This window comes from Brevibacillus sp. (assembly GCF_003521185.1).
GTDB lineage: Bacteria > Bacillota > Bacilli > Brevibacillales > Brevibacillaceae > Brevibacillus > Brevibacillus parabrevis.
In genome coordinates this window covers 110,553-131,504 of the sequence record NZ_DOTK01000066.1, presented here as the reverse complement: position 1 = coordinate 131,504, position 20,952 = coordinate 110,553, and the positions used below count along the sequence as shown (strand labels likewise).

General features: G+C 51.4%; 16 protein-coding genes. 12 read left to right on the top strand and 4 right to left on the bottom strand.

Annotation, left to right across the window (positions count from 1 at the left end):
- Positions 1–19: 19 nt before the first annotated feature.
- Positions 20–1,666 (bottom strand): peptide ABC transporter substrate-binding protein, encoded by a 1,647-nt coding sequence (locus DEP07_RS20475; RefSeq protein WP_287102942.1) that lies wholly within the window; start codon positions 1,664–1,666, stop codon positions 20–22.
- 289 nt (positions 1,667–1,955) lie between these two features.
- Here DEP07_RS20475 and DEP07_RS20470 point away from each other — a divergent pair, with 289 nt between their 5' ends.
- From DEP07_RS20470 to DEP07_RS20445, 6 genes are all read left to right on the top strand, one after another.
- Positions 1,956–3,260 carry a hypothetical protein gene (locus tag DEP07_RS20470; RefSeq protein WP_122966293.1) on the top strand — a complete coding sequence of 435 codons (1,305 nt, stop codon included), beginning with the start codon at positions 1,956–1,958 and terminating at the stop codon, positions 3,258–3,260.
- Positions 3,261–3,498: 238 nt separating this feature from the next.
- Positions 3,499–5,085, top strand: a complete 1,587-nt coding sequence (locus DEP07_RS20465; RefSeq protein WP_122966292.1) for a M4 family metallopeptidase — start codon at positions 3,499–3,501, stop codon at positions 5,083–5,085.
- 503 nt (positions 5,086–5,588) lie between these two features.
- Positions 5,589–7,136 carry an AbgT family transporter gene (locus DEP07_RS20460; protein WP_287102941.1) on the top strand — a complete coding sequence of 516 codons (1,548 nt, stop codon included), beginning with the start codon at positions 5,589–5,591 and terminating at the stop codon, positions 7,134–7,136.
- Between the two features lie 32 nt (positions 7,137–7,168).
- A complete protein-coding gene (locus DEP07_RS20455; RefSeq protein WP_122966290.1) occupies positions 7,169–8,428 on the top strand; it encodes an amidohydrolase in 1,260 nt (419 codons plus the stop codon).
- Positions 8,429–8,488: 60 nt separating this feature from the next.
- Entirely contained in the window at positions 8,489–9,892 is a 1,404-nt protein-coding gene (locus DEP07_RS20450; RefSeq protein ID WP_278189471.1) for a M20 family metallopeptidase, read from the top strand.
- Between the two features lie 400 nt (positions 9,893–10,292).
- Positions 10,293–10,706 (top strand): hypothetical protein, encoded by a 414-nt coding sequence (locus DEP07_RS20445; RefSeq protein WP_287102940.1) that lies wholly within the window; start codon positions 10,293–10,295, stop codon positions 10,704–10,706.
- A gap of 41 nt (positions 10,707–10,747) precedes the next feature.
- On the opposite strand, the gene DEP07_RS20440 is transcribed toward DEP07_RS20445, so the two are convergent.
- Complete coding sequence (locus DEP07_RS20440; protein WP_122966283.1) at positions 10,748–11,392, bottom strand: YczE/YyaS/YitT family protein; 645 nt, start codon at positions 11,390–11,392, stop codon at positions 10,748–10,750.
- 196 nt (positions 11,393–11,588) lie between these two features.
- Between DEP07_RS20440 and DEP07_RS20435 the strand changes: the two genes are divergently transcribed.
- The 4 genes from DEP07_RS20435 to DEP07_RS20420 all read left to right on the top strand — a co-directional run bounded on the left by DEP07_RS20435 (position 11,589) and on the right by DEP07_RS20420 (position 14,167).
- Positions 11,589–12,566, top strand: coding sequence for a LacI family DNA-binding transcriptional regulator (locus tag DEP07_RS20435; protein ID WP_173597133.1), 978 nt, complete (start codon positions 11,589–11,591; stop codon positions 12,564–12,566).
- A gap of 138 nt (positions 12,567–12,704) precedes the next feature.
- Positions 12,705–13,211 (top strand): GNAT family N-acetyltransferase, encoded by a 507-nt coding sequence (locus DEP07_RS20430; RefSeq protein ID WP_122966281.1) that lies wholly within the window; start codon positions 12,705–12,707, stop codon positions 13,209–13,211.
- A 169-nt stretch (positions 13,212–13,380) separates the two neighbouring features.
- Positions 13,381–13,839, top strand: coding sequence for a DUF6884 domain-containing protein (locus DEP07_RS20425; RefSeq protein WP_287102939.1), 459 nt, complete (start codon positions 13,381–13,383; stop codon positions 13,837–13,839).
- Positions 13,840–13,843: 4 nt separating this feature from the next.
- Entirely contained in the window at positions 13,844–14,167 is a 324-nt protein-coding gene (locus DEP07_RS20420; protein ID WP_122966279.1) for a YciI family protein, read from the top strand.
- Positions 14,168–14,233: 66 nt separating this feature from the next.
- Here DEP07_RS20420 and DEP07_RS20415 read toward each other — a convergent pair whose 3' ends face one another.
- Positions 14,234–15,592: a TrkH family potassium uptake protein gene (locus DEP07_RS20415; RefSeq protein WP_122966278.1), complete on the bottom strand. Its 1,359-nt coding sequence runs from the start codon at positions 15,590–15,592 to the stop codon at positions 14,234–14,236.
- A gap of 454 nt (positions 15,593–16,046) precedes the next feature.
- On the opposite strand from DEP07_RS20415, the gene DEP07_RS20410 reads away from it, so the two are divergent.
- Positions 16,047–17,798, top strand: coding sequence for an ABC transporter ATP-binding protein (locus DEP07_RS20410; protein ID WP_173598676.1), 1,752 nt, complete (start codon positions 16,047–16,049; stop codon positions 17,796–17,798).
- 4 nt (positions 17,799–17,802) lie between these two features.
- Entirely contained in the window at positions 17,803–19,857 is a 2,055-nt protein-coding gene (locus DEP07_RS20405; RefSeq protein WP_274874886.1) for an ABC transporter ATP-binding protein, read from the top strand.
- Between the two features lie 102 nt (positions 19,858–19,959).
- Here the strand turns inward: DEP07_RS20405 and DEP07_RS20400 are convergent, their stop codons facing one another.
- On the bottom strand, positions 19,960–20,790 hold the full coding sequence (locus DEP07_RS20400) for an undecaprenyl-diphosphate phosphatase (protein ID WP_122966275.1): 831 nt from the start codon (positions 20,788–20,790) through the stop codon (positions 19,960–19,962).
- Positions 20,791–20,952: the final 162 nt, after the last annotated feature.

Below are 20,952 nucleotides of genomic sequence, written 5' to 3'. Positions count from 1 at the left end.
TTTACGCAAGAGCAATCGGCTAGCGGGTGACGGATGTGTACTTGAAGTACGCCCCGCCGAGCGGGAAGATGATGAAATCTTTCACCTTGTCGTTCTTCACATACGGGCTTCCCCGGAAGTTGAGCGGAGCGAGCGGCATTTCGTCCATCAAAATCGTTTCGGCGTCCAGCAAAATTTGCTTGCGCTTGTCGAGGTCAGGCTCGTTGTAGCTCTTGTCGATCAGCTCCTTGAACTTGGCGTTTTCCCAGTCTGGATGGTTGTTGCCGCCTGTTTTGTCGCGGAACATCTCCAGGAAGTTGATCGGATCGTTGAAATCGGCGCCCCATTGGAAGCGGATCAGGTCGAAGTTGGCTTGCGAGCGCATGTCCCGGTATACTTTCAACTCTGCGTTGTACAGCTTGACGTTTACGCCGAGCACTTTTTTCCACTGGTCTTGCAAAGCTTCTGCCACTTTCTTGTTCGTGTCGGTAGTGTCGTACGTGTAAGTCACGGTCGGGAAGGCTGTCAGGCCAAGCTCTTTCATTCCTTCGGCCAGAAGCTGCTTCGCTTTTTCGTTGTCTTCTTTGAAGTAGCCGTCCGGTTTCAGGCCCATCGAGGTCGGCACCCATCCGTAGGCGGCAGGAACGCCGGTTTGCAGGATGTTGTCGATGATTTCCTGACGGTTGATGGCGTAAGCGAAGGCTTGTCTGATTTTTTTGTTGTTGAAAGGCGGCTTGGTCGTATTGAAGACGACAGACTGTGTGCCAGGGTTGTCAGCGACCATCAGCTTGCCCGCGTCCTTCAGGGAAGGGATCGCGTCTGTCGGCAGCGTGGAAGCAGGATAGCCGCCCCAGTCGATATCGCCATTTTCAAACATGGAGAAAGCTGTATTGTTGTCTTCGATCATGGAGATTTCCAGGCGATCCAGCTTCACGTTTGATTTGTCCCAGTAGTTCGGGTTTTTGGTGAAGACGATTTTGCTTTTGTGTTCCCATGTATCCATGATGAATGGGCCGTTGCCCACGATCGTCTTCGCTTCTGCCGCCCAGTTCGGGCTGCTCTCGACTGTTTTTTGATGGAGCGGGAAGAGCGTCGGGAAGAAGGTCAACTCACGGAAAAATGGAGTAGGCGATTTCAGGTTGAACTCAACGGTGTAATCGTCGATCGCTTTTACACCTACGTCGTCGGCTTTTCCTTTACCCGTATTGTATTCCTCTCCTCCTTTAATGTAGTAAAGCTGATAGGCGTACTCGGATGCCGTCTTGGGATCGAGATTGCGTTTGATCGCGTACACGAAATCGTGGGCAGTGACCGGATCGCCGTTGCTCCATTTGGCGTCCTTGCGAATCTTGAAGGTGTAGTTCATATAGTCCGGTGTATTGGTAAAGCTCTCCGCCGTAGCATTGGTCAGCTGTCCGTTCAGGTCGTAGCTGGTCAAGCCTTCAAAAGCGGCGTAAATCATGTCGAAAGAGTCGGCGTCGACGGCGATGCCAGGGTCCATGGAAGGCGGCTCGCTGTTGATGCTCCACCGCAGCACCATCGGCTCTGTCTTTGTAGCCTCAGTCGGTGTGGCGGAGGGTTGCGAGGTTTGGCCCGCAGGCTGGGAAGGCGTCGAAGAGTTGGAACAGCCTGTGATTACCCCGAAAAGCAAGGTAAGACAGGTTGCAAGCGCAATGCCCTTTTTCATGTAAATCCCCCTTGAAAATGATAGAAACATATATTCAGAATATTTGTTGGCGTTTTTTTTAGCAAAGGTAATTTTTATATTTCCCGGTAAAAAATTTTTTCGTTTAGCTGATTAACAAAGTATTTGCTGTTAATAGTAGAAGACACTCATGTTCGTGCAAGCAATGAGGCAGTTAACTAATTTAGCGGGTAGAATGATGACAGCAGTAGACAAAGCACACGGCAAATGATAAGAATGAGGTAATTAATCATTTTAGCAGCTATCAAACCAGGTAGGAGTAAACGCCCTTATGTATAAAATCGGTGTGGTGGGTCCGCCCCCTTCAGTAGAGCGGATACTGGCTGTTGCCAATGAGTTTGAGCATGAAATCGAGTTTGTTCCTTTTACCTATGAAGATGCGAGAGAAGTGAGCCAGATTGTGCAGGAGCATAATCCGGAGTTTAACGGATGGTTTTTCTCTGGCCCGATTCCTTTTACGATCGCCAAAAATGTGCTGAGCCCGGATGCGAATATCGTCTACTGCCCGCCAACCGGCTCCAATCTGTACCGTTGCTTCATTCAGATGTCGATCGACCATGACGAGGTTGTGAAGCGTGTCTCCGTCGATATGATCGATTCGGAAGGGACGTATTTGCGCGAGGCCATGTCGGAGCTGGATATTCCCGCGGAAGAAATGCACGTCATGACCTACGACGAGCATTACGACCCGGAGGCCATTACGCAGTTCCACCTCTCGCTGTGGCGGGAGGGGAAGACGCAGGGAGCTTTCACGACCTTGTTTTCCGTCGAACGGGCTTTGCGCGATGCAGGCATCCCGGTCTATCGCGTGTTGATGACGAAGATGGAAATTCGCCAGGCGATGAAGATCGTCATCGAAAAAGCGAAAAGTTCGTATTTCAAGCATACCCAAATCGGCGTGGAAATCATTGAGCTGGAGCAGTTTGACAAAATTGCCGAGCGGGCGAAGACGCGGTTCCATCTCCAGCATCTGGAGCTGAAAATCAGGGAAATCTTGCTGTTGCTTTGCGAACGGCTCGATGGCTCCCTGATGGCAAACGGCAACGGGCGCTATCAAATTTTCAGTTCGCGCGGCGCGATTCAGCGGGAAATTGAGATGCTTCGGCATACGGTAGAGCAGCTTTCGCTGGAAGCGGACGTGCCCGTGGCAGTCGGCGTAGGCTTCGGAGACACGGCCTTTTCAGCGGAGAACAATGCGCGAAAAGCGGTCCAGCATGCCAAAGAACGGCCGCAGTTTGGGATTGTGGTCGTGCAGGATAACGGCGTGATGATGGAATCGGTGGGCGAAGCGGAGGAACTGGAGTACGCCTACCGTTCGAACGACCGCGAGCTTTTGGAAAAACTGAACAAGGCCAACGTCAGCGTCAAAACGTATTACAAGCTGAGGGCGCTTGTCCAGCGCATGGGCTGGAAATCATTCACGACAACAGACATCGCGGCGTATTTGTCCATGACGGTGCGAAATGCCCAGCGAATCATGGGCAGTCTGTGCGAAGTGGATCTCGCGGAATACAAAGGCGAGGAGCAACAGGCTATGCGCGGCAGGCCGAAGAAAATATATACGCTGAAAAAGTAGACAACACCCGACATTTCGGGTGTTTTTTTTGTCGATGGGAAGCGACTTTCGTGTCATTTCGTGGCGAGAGTTCGGAGGGCAGCGTTTTTGGCTGCGAGGTTTCGTCAAATCATGTAGAAGCAAGTAAGAAGTTGTCGAGAAAAAAGAAAAGAGAAAAAAAGGGATTTTTTCCAGAAAAAGCAAATAAGATAAAATGTTTCATACATTCATAATATTTTGATTGGGGGAGTTTTTTAGAATGAAAAAGTCTTATGTTGCAACCAGCTTGACTCTTAGTATTGCCGTGGGCGTGTCTGGCTTCGCATCGGTTCCGGCGCTGGCCAAATCCAAAGACATCGACTACAGCAAGGAGTGGGAAACACCGCAGTACATCGGGGAGAAGTGGGAACCGGATGGAGAAAAAGGCGACGATATCGTCTGGTCCTACCTCGAAAATTACAAAGATCAATTCCAGATTCAAGGAGATGTCGCCGATCATTTTCAAATTGTGAATGAGGTTCGCAACAAGGAAACGGACACAAAGCACTACCGTTTGCAGGAGGTCTATAACGGGATTCCGATTTACGGTTTCCAGCAAACCGTTCACATAGACGCTGATGGCTCTGTCACGTCTTACCTGGGGCAGTTCATTCCCAATCTCGATAACAATGATGATCTGACAAAGAAACCGAAGCTTAACGCACAAAAAGCGTTGAAGAAAGCGATCAGTGATGTGGAAGACGAAGTGGGCGAAAAGCCGGACTTCGTAAATGATCCGGAGGCAGAGCTGTATATTTACGTACATGAAAACGAAGCTTACCTGGCGTATGCGGTTGAGCTGAGCTTCCTGGACCCGGAACCAGGTCGTTGGATGTATTTCATCGATGCGCATAGCGGAGACGTGATCAACAAGTACAATACGATCGACCACGCAACAGGAATCGGAACAGGCGTGCTCGGCGACAGCAAGCAGTTCGAGACTTCGCTGCAAAGCGGCAAATATGTGATGAAAGACACGACGCGCGGAAAAGGTATCGAGACGTATACTGCCAAAAACCGCTCCACGCTTCCTGGCACGCTTATGTCAGACAGCGACAACAATTGGACGGACGGAGCGGCAGTCGATGCGCACGCCTATGCGCAGCAAGTGTACGACTACTACAAAGACGTCCACAATCGCAACAGCTATGACAACAAAGGCGCCTTGATCCGCTCTACTGTCCACTACGGCAACAATTACAACAATGCATTCTGGAATGGCTCGCAAATGGTGTATGGAGATGGCGACGGCAGCACATTCATATCGTTGTCCGGAGGTCTGGATGTAGTCGCTCACGAATTGACCCACGCTGTAACCGAAAAGACAGCGGGGCTGGTGTACCAATACGAATCGGGAGCTTTGAACGAGTCCCTCTCCGATATTTTCGGTGCGATGATCGACGACGACGATTGGCTGATGGGAGAAGACATCTACACCCCAGGAACAAATGGAGATGCGCTGCGTTCCCTGGAAGACCCAACAGAGTATGGCGACCCGGATCACTACAGCAACCGCTATACCGGCTCCCAGGATAACGGCGGCGTTCATATCAACAGCGGAATCAACAACAAAGCTGCGTATTTGCTGGCAGAAGGGGGCACGCATCACGGGGTAACCGTGAACGGGATCGGTCGCCAAGACACAGCGAAAATCTACTACCACGCGCTGACTCATTACCTGACGCCGTACTCCAACTTCTCTGCGATGCGCCAAGCTGCTGTTCATTCGGCCACTGACTTGTTCGGTGCAAATTCTCCGCAAGTAGCTGCTGTGAATGCAGCGTATAGCGCGGTAGGCGTGAACTAAACAATAAAGCATGGCAAAGAGGCAACCACTCAACGGGTGGTTGCTTTTTTGTATGTAAAAAAGCAGACGAAATCATTTTCTTATGGCAAAAAACCAGTGGGAAGTGCCGTTGGAAGGAAAAATAACTTAGGTCTAAAGTGCTGGTTTGGTCAGGTCTGGAGTCCTGGATAAATCATGGAAGCTTTTCTATTTTTCAAGAAGTCAAACAACTCTATTGAAAAAAAGTTACTCAGGTTATATAATTCAATTAAACGAAATTGTCTTTTTGTATTCGCATATTGTGAATGGTGACTGAAACAAAGACCAGGAAAGGAGTATCGGCACGACGACAAGCTTTACTGCGTTTTTGGATGAATGGATTGCGTTGAGATTAAAATGAAAGGGCTTTCACTTTAATGCCAGCATCCAGACTGATCACTCATTCAGAACGTCGTTGTTTCGCCAACGAAACAAACGAGAATGATGGTTACCAACAGAAAGAAACGGCCTAGGGGGAATGCTCAATGAGTGCAAACAACGTACAAATCGATCGGAATGAGCGATATTCGCAAGGAATCGGCCTGGTGAAATGGGTAGAGCGAGTGGGAAACAAGCTGCCGAACCCGTTCATGCTGTTCCTTTATTTGATTGCTGCTTTGATGATCATCACTGCTGTTTTGTCTATTTTCCACGTCACAGCAATCGACCCGATCAAAAATGAGCAAGTCCAGGTAAAAAATCTGCTCAGCCAGGAAGGCTTGCAGTGGCTTTTGCCCAACATCATTAAAAACTTCTCCGGGTTCTTGCCGCTCGGTTCGATCTTGACGCTGATGCTTGGCGTAGGGCTGGCAGAGAAGGTCGGTCTGCTGGAAGCAGTCATTCGCAAAATGTCGCTGCGCGTCAGTGCGCGCTATGCCAGCTATCTCGTTGCTTTCATCGCGTTTTTCAGCCACGTGTCTTCTGACGCTGCGTTCGTGATTATGCCGCCGCTTGGCGCGTTGATCTTTTTGGCTGTCGGACGTCATCCGGTGGCAGGGTTGCTCGCCGCGATTGCAGGTGTTGGATCAGGCTTTTCCGCCAATATCCTGATCGTGACGACAGATGTGTTGCTGTCCGGGATCAGCTCGGAAATTTCCAAGTCGGTCGATCCGAACATCACTGTGAGTGTGCTCGACAACTGGTTCTTCATGTCCGCGTCCGTCCTGCTGCTTTCCGCGGCGATTGGTTTTATCACGGACAAATTTGTGGAGCCGCGTCTGGGTGTTTACAAAAGCGAAGGCAAAAACGAAAGAAAACTGGAAGATTTGTCCGATATCCAAAAGAAAGGCTTGCGTGCCGCTGGTATCGCAGCGCTGGCGTTCATTGCCGTCATGGCTGTGCTGGTCGTGCCGGAAAATGCGCTCTTGCGTGATCCGAAGCTGGGAACAGTCGTACCTTCTCCATTCATTTCAGGGATTGTTCCGATCATCTTGCTCTTTTTCTTCACCGTAGCGATTACGTACGGAATCAAAGTCGGAGTGATCAAAAAGCAAAATGACATCCCGGCTCTCTTGACTGACCCGATCAAAGGCATGGCAGGATTCATCATCATGATTTTCCCGCTGTCCCAATTCGTGGCGATGTTCAACTGGAGCAACATGGGCAGCTTCCTGGCGCTCTCGATTACCGATTTGCTGGAGCAAATGAACATGAGCGGAGCACCTGTGTTTATCGGCTTGATGTTTTTGTCCGCGTTTCTCTGCATGTTTATCGCCAGCGGTTCCGCCATCTGGTCGTTGCTTGCCCCGGTGTTTGTACCGATGTTCATGGCGCTTGGCTTCCATCCGGCATTCGCGCAGGTGGCGTTCCGGGTTGCCGACTCTTCGGTCATTCCGTTTGCGATCGTCTCACCGTTTATCCCGCTGTTCCTCGGCTTTTTGCAGGAATATAAAAAGGATGCGAAGCTGGGCACCTATTACGCCTTGATCATGCCGTATCCGATCGCGATCTTTATTTTGTGGACATTGCTCTTAGTTGTTTGGTATTTCTTGGGTCTGCCAATCGGCCCTGGAGTTTATCCGATCATGAAGTAGAGATGACTCCAGAATGAACAGGAGGAATTGATATGTTGGATCTGGTTTCCCTTCGAAGAGATTTTCATATGCATCCGGAAGTGGGCTTCACAGAGTTTCGCACCGCTTCCAAAGTGGTAGAGTTGTTGACTTCCATGGGCTATGACGTCATTTACGGACAAGACGCGATGGATGGCGATTCCCGCAGGGGATTGCCGTCCGAGGAAGTGCTGGAAGCCGCATACGAAAGAGCGTTGCGGGACGGCGCCAACCCGGAGATCGTCGCGAAAATGCGCGGCGGCTACACGGCGGTGATCGGCGTCAAAAAAGGCAGCAAGCCCGGACCTACGGTGGCTTTTCGCTTCGACATGGATGCTTTGCCAGTTTTGGAGAGCACCGATGCAGACCATTTTCCGCAAGCGCACGATTTCCGCTCCCGCTATGAAGGCAACATGCACGCATGTGCCCATGACGGGCATACGACGATTGGGCTTGGCGTAGCATCCGCGCTGGCAGCAGGGGATTTCGCCGGGACGTTGAAGCTGATTTTCCAACCTGCGGAGGAAGGCGTTCGTGGCGCGTACTCTATCGTGCAAAAAGGGATGCTGGATGACGTGGACTACATTTTCTGCCACCATCTGGGGGTTAACGTCCCGCTTGGCGAAGTGCATGGCGGCTCTTACGGGTTTTTGGCTACGACCAAAATGCTCGCTCATTTTTACGGCGTTTCTTCCCATGCGGGCGCATCGCCGGAGCAGGGGAAAAATGCGCTGCTCGGCGCGGCTACAGCTTTGCTCAACATTCATGCGATTCCGCGTTTTAGCACAGGGGCGACTCGCGTGAATGTGGGCGTGCTGGAAGGGGGAACAGCGGCAAATATCATTCCGGCTTACGCGAAGATGATTGTCGAAACCCGTTCGGTGTCTGAGGAGGTCAACGCCGAGGTGGAACAGCGCGTTCGCACGATTATCGCGCACAGTGCAGCTATGCATGAGCTGGAGCACAAAATCGAAGTAGTGGGGGGAGCGATCCCGATCAACTACGACGAGGAAATGGCTGTGTTGGCTTTGGAGGAAGCCAAGCAAGTCGAGGGCTTTACTTCTTTTAAAATGGGCGAGTACAACTCGATGGGCAGCGAGGACGCGAGCTTCATGATCAAGCGCGTTCAGGATCGCGGCGGAAAAGGAACGTACATGGCGATCGGAACCGACATTCCGGCTCCGCACCATCATCCGAAATTCGATATTCAGGAAGAAATTTTGCCGCGCAGCGTCGAGCTGCTGAATCGGATTGCAAGACGGCTTCTTACGTAAAAGAAACCCTCTATCGCTCTCATGCTTTGATCAACTACGACCTGGAGAGGATGTTTCTTGATGGATACCAAACGCATTGCAGAAATGATCGAAAGTAAACGGGATTCTTTTATCAAAGTGAGCGACCGCATCTGGGAGTTCGCGGAGACGCGCTTTCAGGAGTACCAATCGGCTGAGCTGTTGGCGCAAACGCTTGAGTCAGAAGGCTTCCAGGTGGAGCGCGGAGTAGGCGGGATTCAGACGGCCTTCATCGGCAGCTTCGGCAGCGGAACTCCGGTTGTGGCGATCCTGGGCGAGTTTGACGCGCTGTCGGGAATGAGCCAGAAAAAAGGCCAGGCCAAGGAAGAGCCGGAGGTGCCGGGGGCAAACGGACACGGCTGCGGACACAATCTGCTGGGAACCGCTTCGCTTGCGGCCGCAGTAGCCGTGAAGCAGTATATGGAAGAAAACAATTTGCCAGGTACGGTTCGTTACTACGGGTGCCCAGGGGAAGAGGGCGGCTCAGGGAAGTCGTTCATGGCGAGAGCCGGGCTGTTTGACGACGTGGACTTCGCCCTTTGCTGGCATCCGATGGGCTACAACAGCATCATGGCAGTCGAGTCGCTGGCGAACTACCAGGTGTATTTCAAGTTCAAAGGCAAAAGCGCTCACGCGGCAGCGAGTCCGCATCTGGGCCGCAGCGCGCTGGACGCAGTCGAGCTGATGAACGTCGGCGTAAACTACTTGCGCGAACACATCATCACGGATGCGCGTGTGCACTATGCGATCACCAATTCTGGCGGGTTGTCGCCAAACGTCGTGCAGCCATACGCAGAGGTGCTCTACCTCGTTCGTGCGCCAAAAGTCGATCAGGTGCAAGAAATTTACGAGCGCGTGTGCAAAATCGCCAAAGGCGCGGCGATGATGACCGAAACGGAAGTCGAGATCGTGTTTGACAAGGCTTGCTCCAATCTGGTGCAAAACCGGACGCTGGAAGAGGTCATGTACAAAAACTACCAGGAGCTGGGTGTTCCCGTGCATGACGAGGCGGAGTTGCAACTGGCCAAAGCGATGCGTGCCACGCTGTCTGAACAGGAAAAGGCAACAGCGGAGAGACAGTCGCCGGGTACGCCTGACCCGGACATGGTGACATGGCTGAACCCGTACAACGGCGGGACGATTCCGCTGAACGGCTCGACAGACGTTGGCGATGTAAGCTGGATCACTCCGACCGCCCAGTGTACGACTGCTTGCTTTATCAATGGTTCGACTTTGCACTCGTGGCAATGGGTGGCGCTGGGAGCTACTTCGATGGCGCACAAAGGCATGCTGCACGCGGGAAAGGTCATGGCTGCTACGGCGGTGGACATGCTGCAAAACCCTGAGCTGATCGCGAAGGCAAAAGCGGAGCTGAAGGAGCGACTGGGCAGCAAAGAGTATGTGTGCCCGATTCCTGACGGGGTTATGCCTTCGGTGAAAAAGTAAAGGATTGTTATCGCTCCTCATGTGTTGGCTTGTGGGAGGTAATAGGTAAGTTTCATAGGTGCAAGAAAGGTGCAGCTTCTCATTTTATTGTGAGGAGGCTGTGCCTTTTTTGTTGGGGTGGCTAAATTTCGGCAAGCTTGGGGAGAGCAGGCGAGGCGGGGTATAAATCAGTTTGAAAGGTGGATAAAAAGGATTATCTTGATCCTGTTCCAACAAAAAATGACAATGTCAGATTGAACATTGTCATTTGTGACTGCTTTGAGGAGGAAGCTTTGTTTGCGAGAAACTATCATCGCTTTATTAAGTGCAACACATAGCGTATTTATATTGGTCTTCTTCATGTATCCAAACTGAACCATCTTTTTCAATTATATAGCGAAATTTGTGTTGGGATAGTTCATTGATTACAGCTGGATCGTTTGACTCGAAAATTTTCACATACTTTTCTTTCGAAGAAGTATTGATTGAAATGATTAAGATAACTACAAGCAATACAGGAACTAAGAAAAGAATCAGTTTGAACGGGCTTATTGTTTTCATCATGATAGACCCCCGAGCAAAGTTAGATCACAATAACCTAGGTGTCAGCTTCCATCTTATTATGACAGAATTGACGCCGAAAATGGAATTTTATTCAAAATCCGATTCTCGGCCTGTGAAATTGATTGATCCCAAGGGCACCTTTGGGCTGTTCTATCATTGGCTGGCTACTTATTTTTATTCGCATGATGGGACAGTAGGTTGCGTTAAAAAGCAAAACAAACCTGCACATGAACAGCCCTGCGCAGGCGCGAAAAAGCCGTCAGCTGACTGACGGCTTTTTGATGTCATTTTGTCGTTCTCTAGCTGGCTTACTCACTCCATTCCTTGCTGCACTTGCCCTTCTTTCCCGCGATTGACGAAAGACAGAAGCTTGTTTCCGGCATTGATCGCTGCCTGGATGATGTAGCCGGTGGTAAACGACAGCACGATCGTTCCGTAATAAATCGGTCCATCCAGCAAAAAGCTGAGCGTCAAAAACAGGCAGGCGAGCGAGATTTCTGTCCGTCTGAACGTCCACTTCATTCGCTGCGAGACGACGAGCACGAAAGCCTCTTGCGGCGCGGTGCATACTTGTGTGCACACATACAGTCCGATGCCGCTGCCGATGCACAGGTTGCCCAGGATCAAGGTCAGAAGCGGCGGGAGCGAGCGGATGCCGTCCATCAGCGCATCGATCGAGCCGATCATGTCTACGAAGACAGAAATCAAAACCATGACGACGACGGCCCCGATCGTAATATAACGCCGATCCATAAAAAAGACGATGCATACAAACGTAAAGTTGATCACAAACATCCAGAAGCCAATCGACACTCCGAAGTTTTGGAACAGGGCAATAAACAGGGAATCATAAGGGCTGAGACCGAACGAAGTAATGGTCGTCATCATATTGATGCCGAGGGCAAGAATCAGCAAACCTGCGACAAACAGCAGATACTCAAATTTGAAGCGAAACACGAGGGCATGGCTCCTTTCAAGATCGTTGGAAGTAGAATACGGTGTGGAACGCTTTTCAGAGCAAGCAAAAAATTTGCCCGGAAAAGTTGGCTGCACTTTCACAGCGATCCGGCAAGCTTTTCAACTGGTGCAAAGGAGGGGATTCTCGTTATGATGGAGAGAAGAACGGTTCGAATGAACAGAGGGGTAATTGGGAGTGGCTAACATTCGAGAAATAGCAAGGCTGGCGGGAGTATCGGTCTCCACGGTGTCGCGCGTCCTGAACAATCATCCGTACGTCAATGAACAAAAACGCGCGGAAATCATGCGGATTATCGCGGAATTGAATTATGTGCAAAACAGCAATGCCGTCCATTTGTCGACCGGAAAAACGAAAGTGATCGGCGTCACGCTGCCGCTCGTCAACAATCAATACTACAGCTCGATCATCGAAGGCATTGCCGCAGAGGCAGCCCGTCATCAGTACAATCTGATGGTTTGCCAAACAAACAATGTACCTGAACAGGAGCACAACATTTTACGCCTGTTGAAAAACAAGAAAATGGACGGGCTGATCATGTGCTCGCGGTCCACTTCTTGCGAGCTGCTTGACGAGTACGCCGAATACGGGCCGATCATCACGTGTGAAGCCAACCAGACAGCCAGCGTGTCCAGCGTCCATATCGACCACTATTTGACCTTCCAAATTGGCATGGAGTATTTGATCAGCAAAGGGCATCGGAAAATCGGCTATTGCATCGGCAGAAAAAACAGCTTCAACAGCGCTCATCGCAAGCGCGCTTACCACGACATGCTTCGCTCAGTAGGTGTGAGGCCATCGGCTGACTGGGCTTTTGAAGATTGTCTGATCGTGCAGGACGGAAAAGACGTCGCTCGCCATATCCAGCAAATGAAAGAGCCGCCGTCTGCCCTGCTGGTGTCTTGCAACCATATTGCCGCAGGGATTGTAAAAGAGGCTGGCAGTCTTGGGATCAGCATCCCGTCTGACCTCGCCATCGTAGGCTGCGACGACCAGCCTGTCGGCGAGCTGTTGGAAATCACGACGGTTTCCAGTCCGAGTACCTTGATGGGAAACTACGCTTTTGAAATGCTGTACGAAAGAATTTTGCATCCATCGAGCAAAAAAGAGTCAAGAGAGCTGGCACCGATTCTCGTGGAGAGAAGAACGACCTAAAGCCTTCTCCTTTTAAAAACAGCACAGACGATCAACTTACACGAATTTACATTTCATTCACACGCTATCCATCCCTGCTTTATATCCGTTTGCTAGAGTGGAATAGACGAAGGCAACTGGACAGGGGGCGAAGAATGGATGGAAGTACGGATTGAATGCGCCAAAAAAGAAGATTTTGCCGAGATGATTACGCTGGCCGACCTGACATTGCCAGATCGCATGAATTTGCATGAGCTGAAAAAATATATGGAGCTGTTTCCCGAGCTGATCTTCAAAGCGACAAGCGGTGGCGAGCTGATCGGTTTCAGCTGTGCAGGCATCGACATGTACCAGACGACAGGCTGGCTGTTGTTCAGCAATGTCCGCAAAGATTTTCAAGGACAAGGCATCGGCAAACGTCTGATTGAAGCCAGATTGCAAGCATTGCGCCGCTTCCCGACGCTGCGGACGGTGCTGGTTACGGTGAGCGAGACGAACCATTCTTCCGTTCGCGCTTTGTCTGCCCACGGTTTTCGCCTGGCGCGCGCCGAACAAGATTACTATGGTCCGGGCAAGCATCGTCACGTACTGGAACTGCCTGTTTGGCCCATGGCGCATCCGGCAACGGAAAGCCCGCGCTGGGAAGATGACGTTCAAGCCATTTAAAAAAGTCCATAGACAGACGGCTTCGCCAGCATGTTTTGGCAAAGCCTTTTTTTATTTGGATACAATAGCCAACAGCCGCAGCATGGGCGGTTTCTTGCTATACTAAGCAAAGAAAGCACGCTGCACGGCGGACGAGCGCCAGGCGGGAGGAAAGGACAGAACATCAACAGTGAGACGGTTGTGCATCATCGCCTGCGGAGCGAAAAAAATCTGGGATGTGCTGCCCGAGGCGAAAGCGACAGAGGCGCAGCACGTCTACCAAAGCGCGTTTCACAAAGCAAGCCAGGCATACGCCCGGACGTTTTTTCAGGAATGGGCCATCCTGTCGGCCAAGCACGGTTTTTTATTGCCGAGCGATATCGTCCCGGAAAACTACGACCTGGCTTTCGGAACGAAGAGCGAGGAGATCATGACGATTGACGAGCTGATCCGGCAAGCGCAGGACAAGCAGCTAGACGATGTGGACGAGGTCGTCATGCTCGGCGGGAAAAAGTTCACCGGGATTATGCATGCCGTGTTTGGCGAAGAGCGGAGCCATTTTCCGCTTGCGGATTGCAAAGGCATCGGCTTCATGCTGCAAAAGCTGAACAAGGCAGTGGCTGATAAAGAAGAAATAGGAAAGGGATGAGAGGATGGATTCACTGCAACAGTTTTTGTACAAGCTAAAGCTCGTGCCCCGGCTGCTGGAGCCTGCGAACTGGACGGACAGAGAGCATGAAATTGTCGGAGAGCATTTCCGCTATTTGCAACAGTTGCTCGCAGAAAATCGGCTGATCCTCGCCGGGCGCACGCAAAACATGGACGAGACGACATTTGGCATCGCGATTTTTCTGGCTGAATCGGAGGAAGCGGCTGCTTCTGTCATGGCAAACGATCCCGCTGTCAAACAGGAAGTGATGACAGCCGAGCTGTATCCGTATCGGGTTGCCCTGTACAACAGCCAGTGGGAAAAGTAGAAAAAAGCCGAAGAGCCTGTGCGCCAAAAAACGCGCCAGGCTCTTGCTGGTTGAAACGAGATTTGTTTACTGCCCGATGATGATCCGTTCTTTTGGATGGTGATAGCGTGCGATGCGGTCATCGCGCTTTAAGAACAGCAGCAGGTTGATAATGCCGACCCGCCCGATCATCATGATGATAATCAGAATCAGCTTGCCCGGCGCTCCCAGTTGGGTCGTGATTCCGGTAGACAGCCCGGTCGTACCAAACGCCGAGCAGACCTCGAACAAAATGTGCTGGAACGGCAAGTCTTCCAGCCAGACAAGCATGATGACGGCCATAAACACTAGGACGATGGCGATGAAAAAGACGACGAACGACCGCATGATGTCTTCATCGACCAGTTCCCGTCCGAATACTTTCACGTCCTTGTAGCCGCGCATATTTGCGAAAACGGTTGCGATCAGCACGAAAAACGTCGTCGTCCGAATCCCGCCGCCCACGCTGCTCGGCGAGGCACCGATGAACATCATCGCAGACAGCATGATGAGCGTCGGCGTGGAAAACAGGCTGATTTCCGTAGTAGACAAGCCGCCGCTTCGCGAGGAAACCGAGTGGAACAAAGAGTAGAACAACGATTCATCCCACGATTTGTCGGCGAGAAAATGCTGCCGTTCAAAAACGTAGATGAGCACAGCGCCGATGACAATCAAGGAAAAGAAGGTCAGCGTAGTAATTTTCGTAAACAAGGAAAAGGTGAAGCGTGCTTTGGCACGGCGATAAGAAAAATACGTGCGCAGCTCGACGAGTACCGGGAAGCCGATCGCCCCGCAAATAATCAGCAGCATGACGATGGTCTGAACGATGTAGTCGTGCGTAAAGCCGAGCAGGGAATTGCCGTGCAGATCGAAGCCCGCGTTGGTAAAAGCGCTGACGGAGGCAAAGTAGCCGTGGTAAAACGCGTCGTACCAATCGGTGTAATAACCGGCGATCATAAAGTGGCTCCCCAAAAGGATCGTGCCGATCAACTCGATGATCAGTGCCATGACGAGAATGTTGCGCATCAGGTCGACAAGCCCGGACAACGTGGAGCGGTTGTGGTCCGTCGCGATCCAGATACGCTGCTCCAGACCGATTTGCTTGCCCAGCAACATCCAGAAAAACGTGCCCAACGTCATGATCCCGATCCCGCCGACCTGAAACAGCAAGGTCAAAAACAAAATGCCCCACTGGTTGAACACCTCGTGAATCGTGATCACGGTCAACCCGGTCACGCTGATGGCGCTCGCAGCCGTAAACAGCGAATCGATGTACGAGAGCGAGATTCCGGGGTTATGGAAAAACGGCAAGCAGAGCAGCAACGACGAGACCAGAATCAGCGCGACATAGGAAAACACGATGATTTGTACGGAAGTCAAACGGCGTTTTTGATTGGAAGATAACAAAATAAATGGCCTCCTGAATAAACTTCATGAAGGTAATCATACCAAAAAAAGATTGCGAGCAAAAATGCCCGTTGTTGACATTTTCATGATTTTTGCGGAGGAGACGGTTTTATCCATCCAAAAATATTTGTTGACAATTCAGGCAAATCGGTGATAAAGTTCAGAATGTATTAATTGGAAATCGAAAAATGTTAAGAAAGGTGGGTCTGTCATGAAACGCAGTGTAATGAAGCAAATGAACAACTGCATACATGACGTAACCCCTCCTTTGATGCAAGCTATGTAGTTTTTCCCTAACTCCATCAAATGGCGCAGGTTACTGTCTTTGTAGCCTGCGCTTTTTTATTTGATTCTTTTTGGTCGGATAAAAAGGCATGTTGCCCCTTGTGGCGATATGCCTTTTTTCGCCTCCAAAAGGAGAAAACCCGGTTGAGACGAGAGGAGAGAGCGGCAGATGTTTTCGGTTTTAACAAAGCTGGACTGGTTTTTCAAGGAGCATTGGAAACGCTACACAGCAGCGATTCTGCTGCTGATTTTGGGTGGCATCCTGGAAATTATTCCGCCAAAAATTATCGGAGTGGCGATCGACGAAATGCAGCTGGGCACGTTGACGGGGGAGCGGTTGTGGAGCATCCTGCTGTTTTATATCGTTCTTGCTATCGTGACGTACCTCATCAACTTCGTGTGGATTTGCAAGCTGTTCGGCGGGGCTTTTCTGGCCGAGCGAACGCTTCGTTCCAAGCTGATGACCCATTTTTTGCGCATGACCCCGACTTTTTATCAGCGCAATCGCACAGGCGACCTGATGGCACGGGCGACGAACGATCTGAAGGCCGTCTCGATGACGACGGGCTTCGGCATTCTCACCTTGGTTGATTCGGCCAGCTTCACGGGTGTAATTATTTTGACGATGGGCATTTTTATTAGCTGGAAGCTGACGCTGGCTGCCATTTTGCCCTTGCCGATCATGGCGTATGCGATCAATCAGTACGGCAAAAAAATTCACGAGCGCTTTTCCAAGGCGCAAGACTCTTTTGGCGAGCTGAATGACCGGGTGCTGGAATCAGTCGCGGGCGTCAGGGTCGTTCGGGCCTATGTGCAGGAGACGGCGGATCAGGAGCGCTTTTCGAACAAAACGCGGGAAGTGTTTCAAAAAAATATGGAGGTCGCCAAAGTCGACTCGCTGATTGAGCCGACTGTGAAAATACTGGTTGGCATCAGCTACATGATCGGGCTGATCTACGGCGGCTATCTCGTTTTCCGGCAGGAGCTGACACTGGGAGAGCTGGTTTCGTTCAACGTGTACCTGGGGATGTTGATTTGGCCGATGTTTGCGATTGGCGAGCTGATCAACGTCTTGCAGCGGGGGAGCGCCTCGCTGGATCGCGTGAACGAGACATTGGCGTACGAAGCCGATGTGACCGATCACGAACAGCCGGCAAGGCTTGCCAAACCGGAGGCGATTCGTTTTGAGCAAGTGAGCTTTCGCTATCCGGGAACGGTGCAAGATCAGTTGAAGAACATTTCGTTTACTCTGAACCGTTCCCAGACACTCGGCATTGTCGGGCGAACCGGAAGTGGCAAATCGACGCTGCTCCGGCAGCTGCTCCGGGAATTTCCGCTGGGGCAAGGCGCAATCACCATCAACCAAATTCCGCTGGCGCAGATTGAGCTGGACAATATCAAAAGCTGGATCGGCTACGTGCCGCAGGAGCAGATCTTGTTTTCCAGGTCCGTGCGGGAAAATGTGATGTTCGGCAAGCAGGACGCTACCGAAGAGCAACTGCAAGAAGCACTGAAGCTGGCAGCGTTCGCGAAAGACGTTCAGTTTTTGCCGGAGGGACTCGACACGCTGGTAGGCGAAAAAGGCGTGGCACTGTCCGGCGGTCAAAAGCAGCGGGTGTCCATCGCGCGGGCGTTGATGACCGACCCGGAGATTTTGATTCTCGATGATGCGATGTCAGCCGTAGACGGCAAGACAGAAGCCGAGATGATCGCCAACATTCGCCGCGAGAGGGCAGGCAAGACCACCTTGATTGCCACGCATCGCCTGTCCGCTGTTGCCCATGCCGACTGGATTCTCGTCATGGATGAGGGAAAAGTCGTCGAAGAAGGGACGCATGAGCAGCTTTTGGCCTGGGGCGGTTGGTATAAAGAGCAGTTTGAGAAGCAGCAAATCGAAGCGCAGTTGACAGAAGGCGGGTGAACGGATGAGTACGGGAAAAAGGTTGTTGCACTATGCATTGCTGTTTAAAAGGACGATTTTGCTTGCACTTTTGATGCTGTCAGTTGCCGTAGGCGCAGAGCTGACAGGGCCGTTTTTGGCGAAAAAAATGATCGACACGCATATTTTGGGGATCGAGTTTCCTTGGTATGAGACAGAGCAGCGCTCCGATTCCGTTTTGTACCGGGAGAAATGGTATACACGGCAAGATCACCTGGCAGAAGGAGAGCGCACAGGGCAGGAAGTGCGGGTGTTGCAAGTAGGGCGGGACTACTACTTTCTCGAACAGCCACTTGCTTTTGACGGTCAGCGCACGATAGCGGATGGAAAGCTGACGATTCAGAGCGGTTCCCGGCAAGCGGTCTATCCGGTGTTGCCGCTCAGCAATCAGGAGCTGTTCGGATTCTTTCGACCGGAGACGAGCGGTCTGCTCGTTTTGGCTGCTGCTTATCTCGGTTTGCTGGTGGTCGCGGGTCTGTTCCATTACGGGCAAAAAATCTTGCTGCAAAAATCGGCCAATCTGGTCATCCGCAAGCTGCGAGTCGATGTATTTGCCCATATCCAGCGGCTGCCGATTACGTATTTTGACAATTTGCCTGCGGGAAAAATCGTGGCGCGTGTGACGAATGACACGGAAGCGATTCGCGAGCTGTTTGCCAACGTGCTCGCGTCCTTTTTCACCAGCGGCATTTACTTGATCGGAATATTCGTGGCGCTGTTTTTGCTCGATGTCAGGCTCGCCCTCGTCTGTTTGCTGATTTTGCCGATTATGGCCGTATGGATTGTGTATTATCGCAAACGAGCCTCTGCCTTCAACCATGTGATCCGGGCGAGGATCAGCGACATTAACGGCATGATCAACGAAGCGATTCAAGGGATGCCGATCATTCAGGCGTTTCGCAGAGAAAAAAAGACGATGCAAGAATTTGGCGAATTGAACGAAGAGCTGTTTTCGTATCAAAACAAAATGTTGCGCCTCAACGCTACGGCTTCCTTTAACCTGGTGCAACTGGTGCGCAATGCGGCGTTTGTGCTGTTTATCTGGTACTTCGGCGGAGCGTCTCTTGGCGTGGGCACGCTGTTTTCGCTCGGCGTCCTCTACGCATTCGTCGATTACCTCAATCGCCTGTTCCAGCCGATTACTCAAATCGTGAATCAGCTGGCGAACTTCGAGCAATCGCTGGTTGCGGCACAGCGGGTTTTCGAGCTGCTGGATGAGAAAGGGATCGAGGTCGATACAGGCACAATCCCGTGCTATGAGGGCAGCGTCCGGTTCGACGACGTCTCCTTTGCCTACCAGGATGACCAGTACGTGCTGAAAAACATCTCGTTCGAGGCATGGCCGGGCGAAACGGTGGCACTGGTCGGCCACACAGGCTCGGGGAAAAGCTCGATCATCAACTTGCTGTTCCGCTTCTACGATGCCAGCCGCGGAACGATCTCGATCGACGGGCGCAACGTCCTCGATTTGCCCAAGCAGCAAATTCGCCAGCATATGGCGATCGTGTTGCAGGACCCGTTTTTGTTTACCGGGACAATCCGCTCCAACGTAAGTCTCGATGATCCGGACATTACTGCGGAAAAAGTGGAGAAAGCGCTCCGGGACGTCGGAGCAGATCAACTGCTGCGCACATTGCCGCGCGGTTTTGATGAGCCGGTCATTGAAAAAGGGAGCACGCTCTCGCTGGGGCAGCGTCAGCTGATTTCTTTTGCCAGAGCGTTGGCGTTCGACCCGGCGATTCTCGTCCTGGATGAAGCGACGGCGAGCATTGACACGGAGACAGAAGGCATCATTCAAAACGCCCTGGAAGTGCTGAAAAAAGGACGCACGACCTTTATCATCGCGCACCGATTGTCCACGATCAAAAACGCCGATCAGATTCTTGTGCTGGATCGGGGCAGAATTGTCGAGCGGGGCAGGCACGATGAATTGATGGAGAAACGCGGCAAGTATTATCAGATGTATCAATTGCAGCACGGTCAAAAGGAAACGCAGCCGCTGGTTGCCAACGCTGCGCGTTTGGACAGTTCGCCAGCTTGAGGAAAAGAAAAAGCTGCCTTGCCGGAAGCCCCCCCTGTTGTGTCCAGCTTTCAGGGGGCGCTTCAACGGCCAAAGGCAGCTTTTTTATTTGGGGGGCGACCTCTACATAATAAAGAAGTAGATGACAGCAGCCAGTGCGATGCGATACAGGGCAAACGGCACGAGTTTGATCCGGTTGATCAGCTTCAGGAAGAAGCGGATCGCAAGCAAGGCAAACAAGAAGGCGCTGATGAATCCGACGATGAAAAATGGCAAGGAGTCGGCAGTGATGTATTGCCAGTGCTTCAACAGCGACAAAAAGCTGGCGCCAGCCATGACGGGAACCGCCATGATGAAAGTAAAGTCGGATGCGGCTCTGTGGCTGAGACCGAGAAGCACGCCGCCGGAAATCGTCGATCCGGAGCGGGAGAAGCCGGGCCAGAGCGCGATGCATTGAAACAGTCCGATGAAGAACGCTTGCTTGTACGTCATTTGGTCAACAGTGGTTACTTTCGGACGTCCCGGTCTGAACCAGTCGGCTGCGATCATCAAGAGGGCGCCTGCGACAAGCCCGATCAGCACGGTATTGATCGAAAAGAGGTATTCGTCGATATAGTCTTCAAAAATCAGTCCGAGCACAGCTGCCGGCAGCAGCCCCACAATGACTTGCGAGAGACGGAGCTTGTGCCCGGGGCCGTTGCCATCTGGCGACATTTTTTTCAATCCGAGCAAACTGAGAAAACGGTCTTTGAACACGATCACAGCCGCCAAAATCGAGCCGAGCTGGATGACGACTTTAAAGGTATTCGCTACTTCCGAAGAAAACAGTTCTTTGGAGTGAAGCAACGTATCGTCCACAATAATCATATGCCCGGTAGAAGATACAGGAGCAAATTCAGTCAAGCCTTCGACAAGCCCGAGCACGAAGGCTACGAAAATATTCCAAAAATCCATATGTACTGTACTCACCTTTCTGATTGGCGTGCTTTATGTTTATGCTCTTATAGACATGGTCAAGATGCCTATCTTATTGTGGCGATAATGTAACAGCGATGTCAATAGCAACATTCTTTGTGCAAAGAGCCTTGATTAACATTTTGCGACAAATCGTAAACG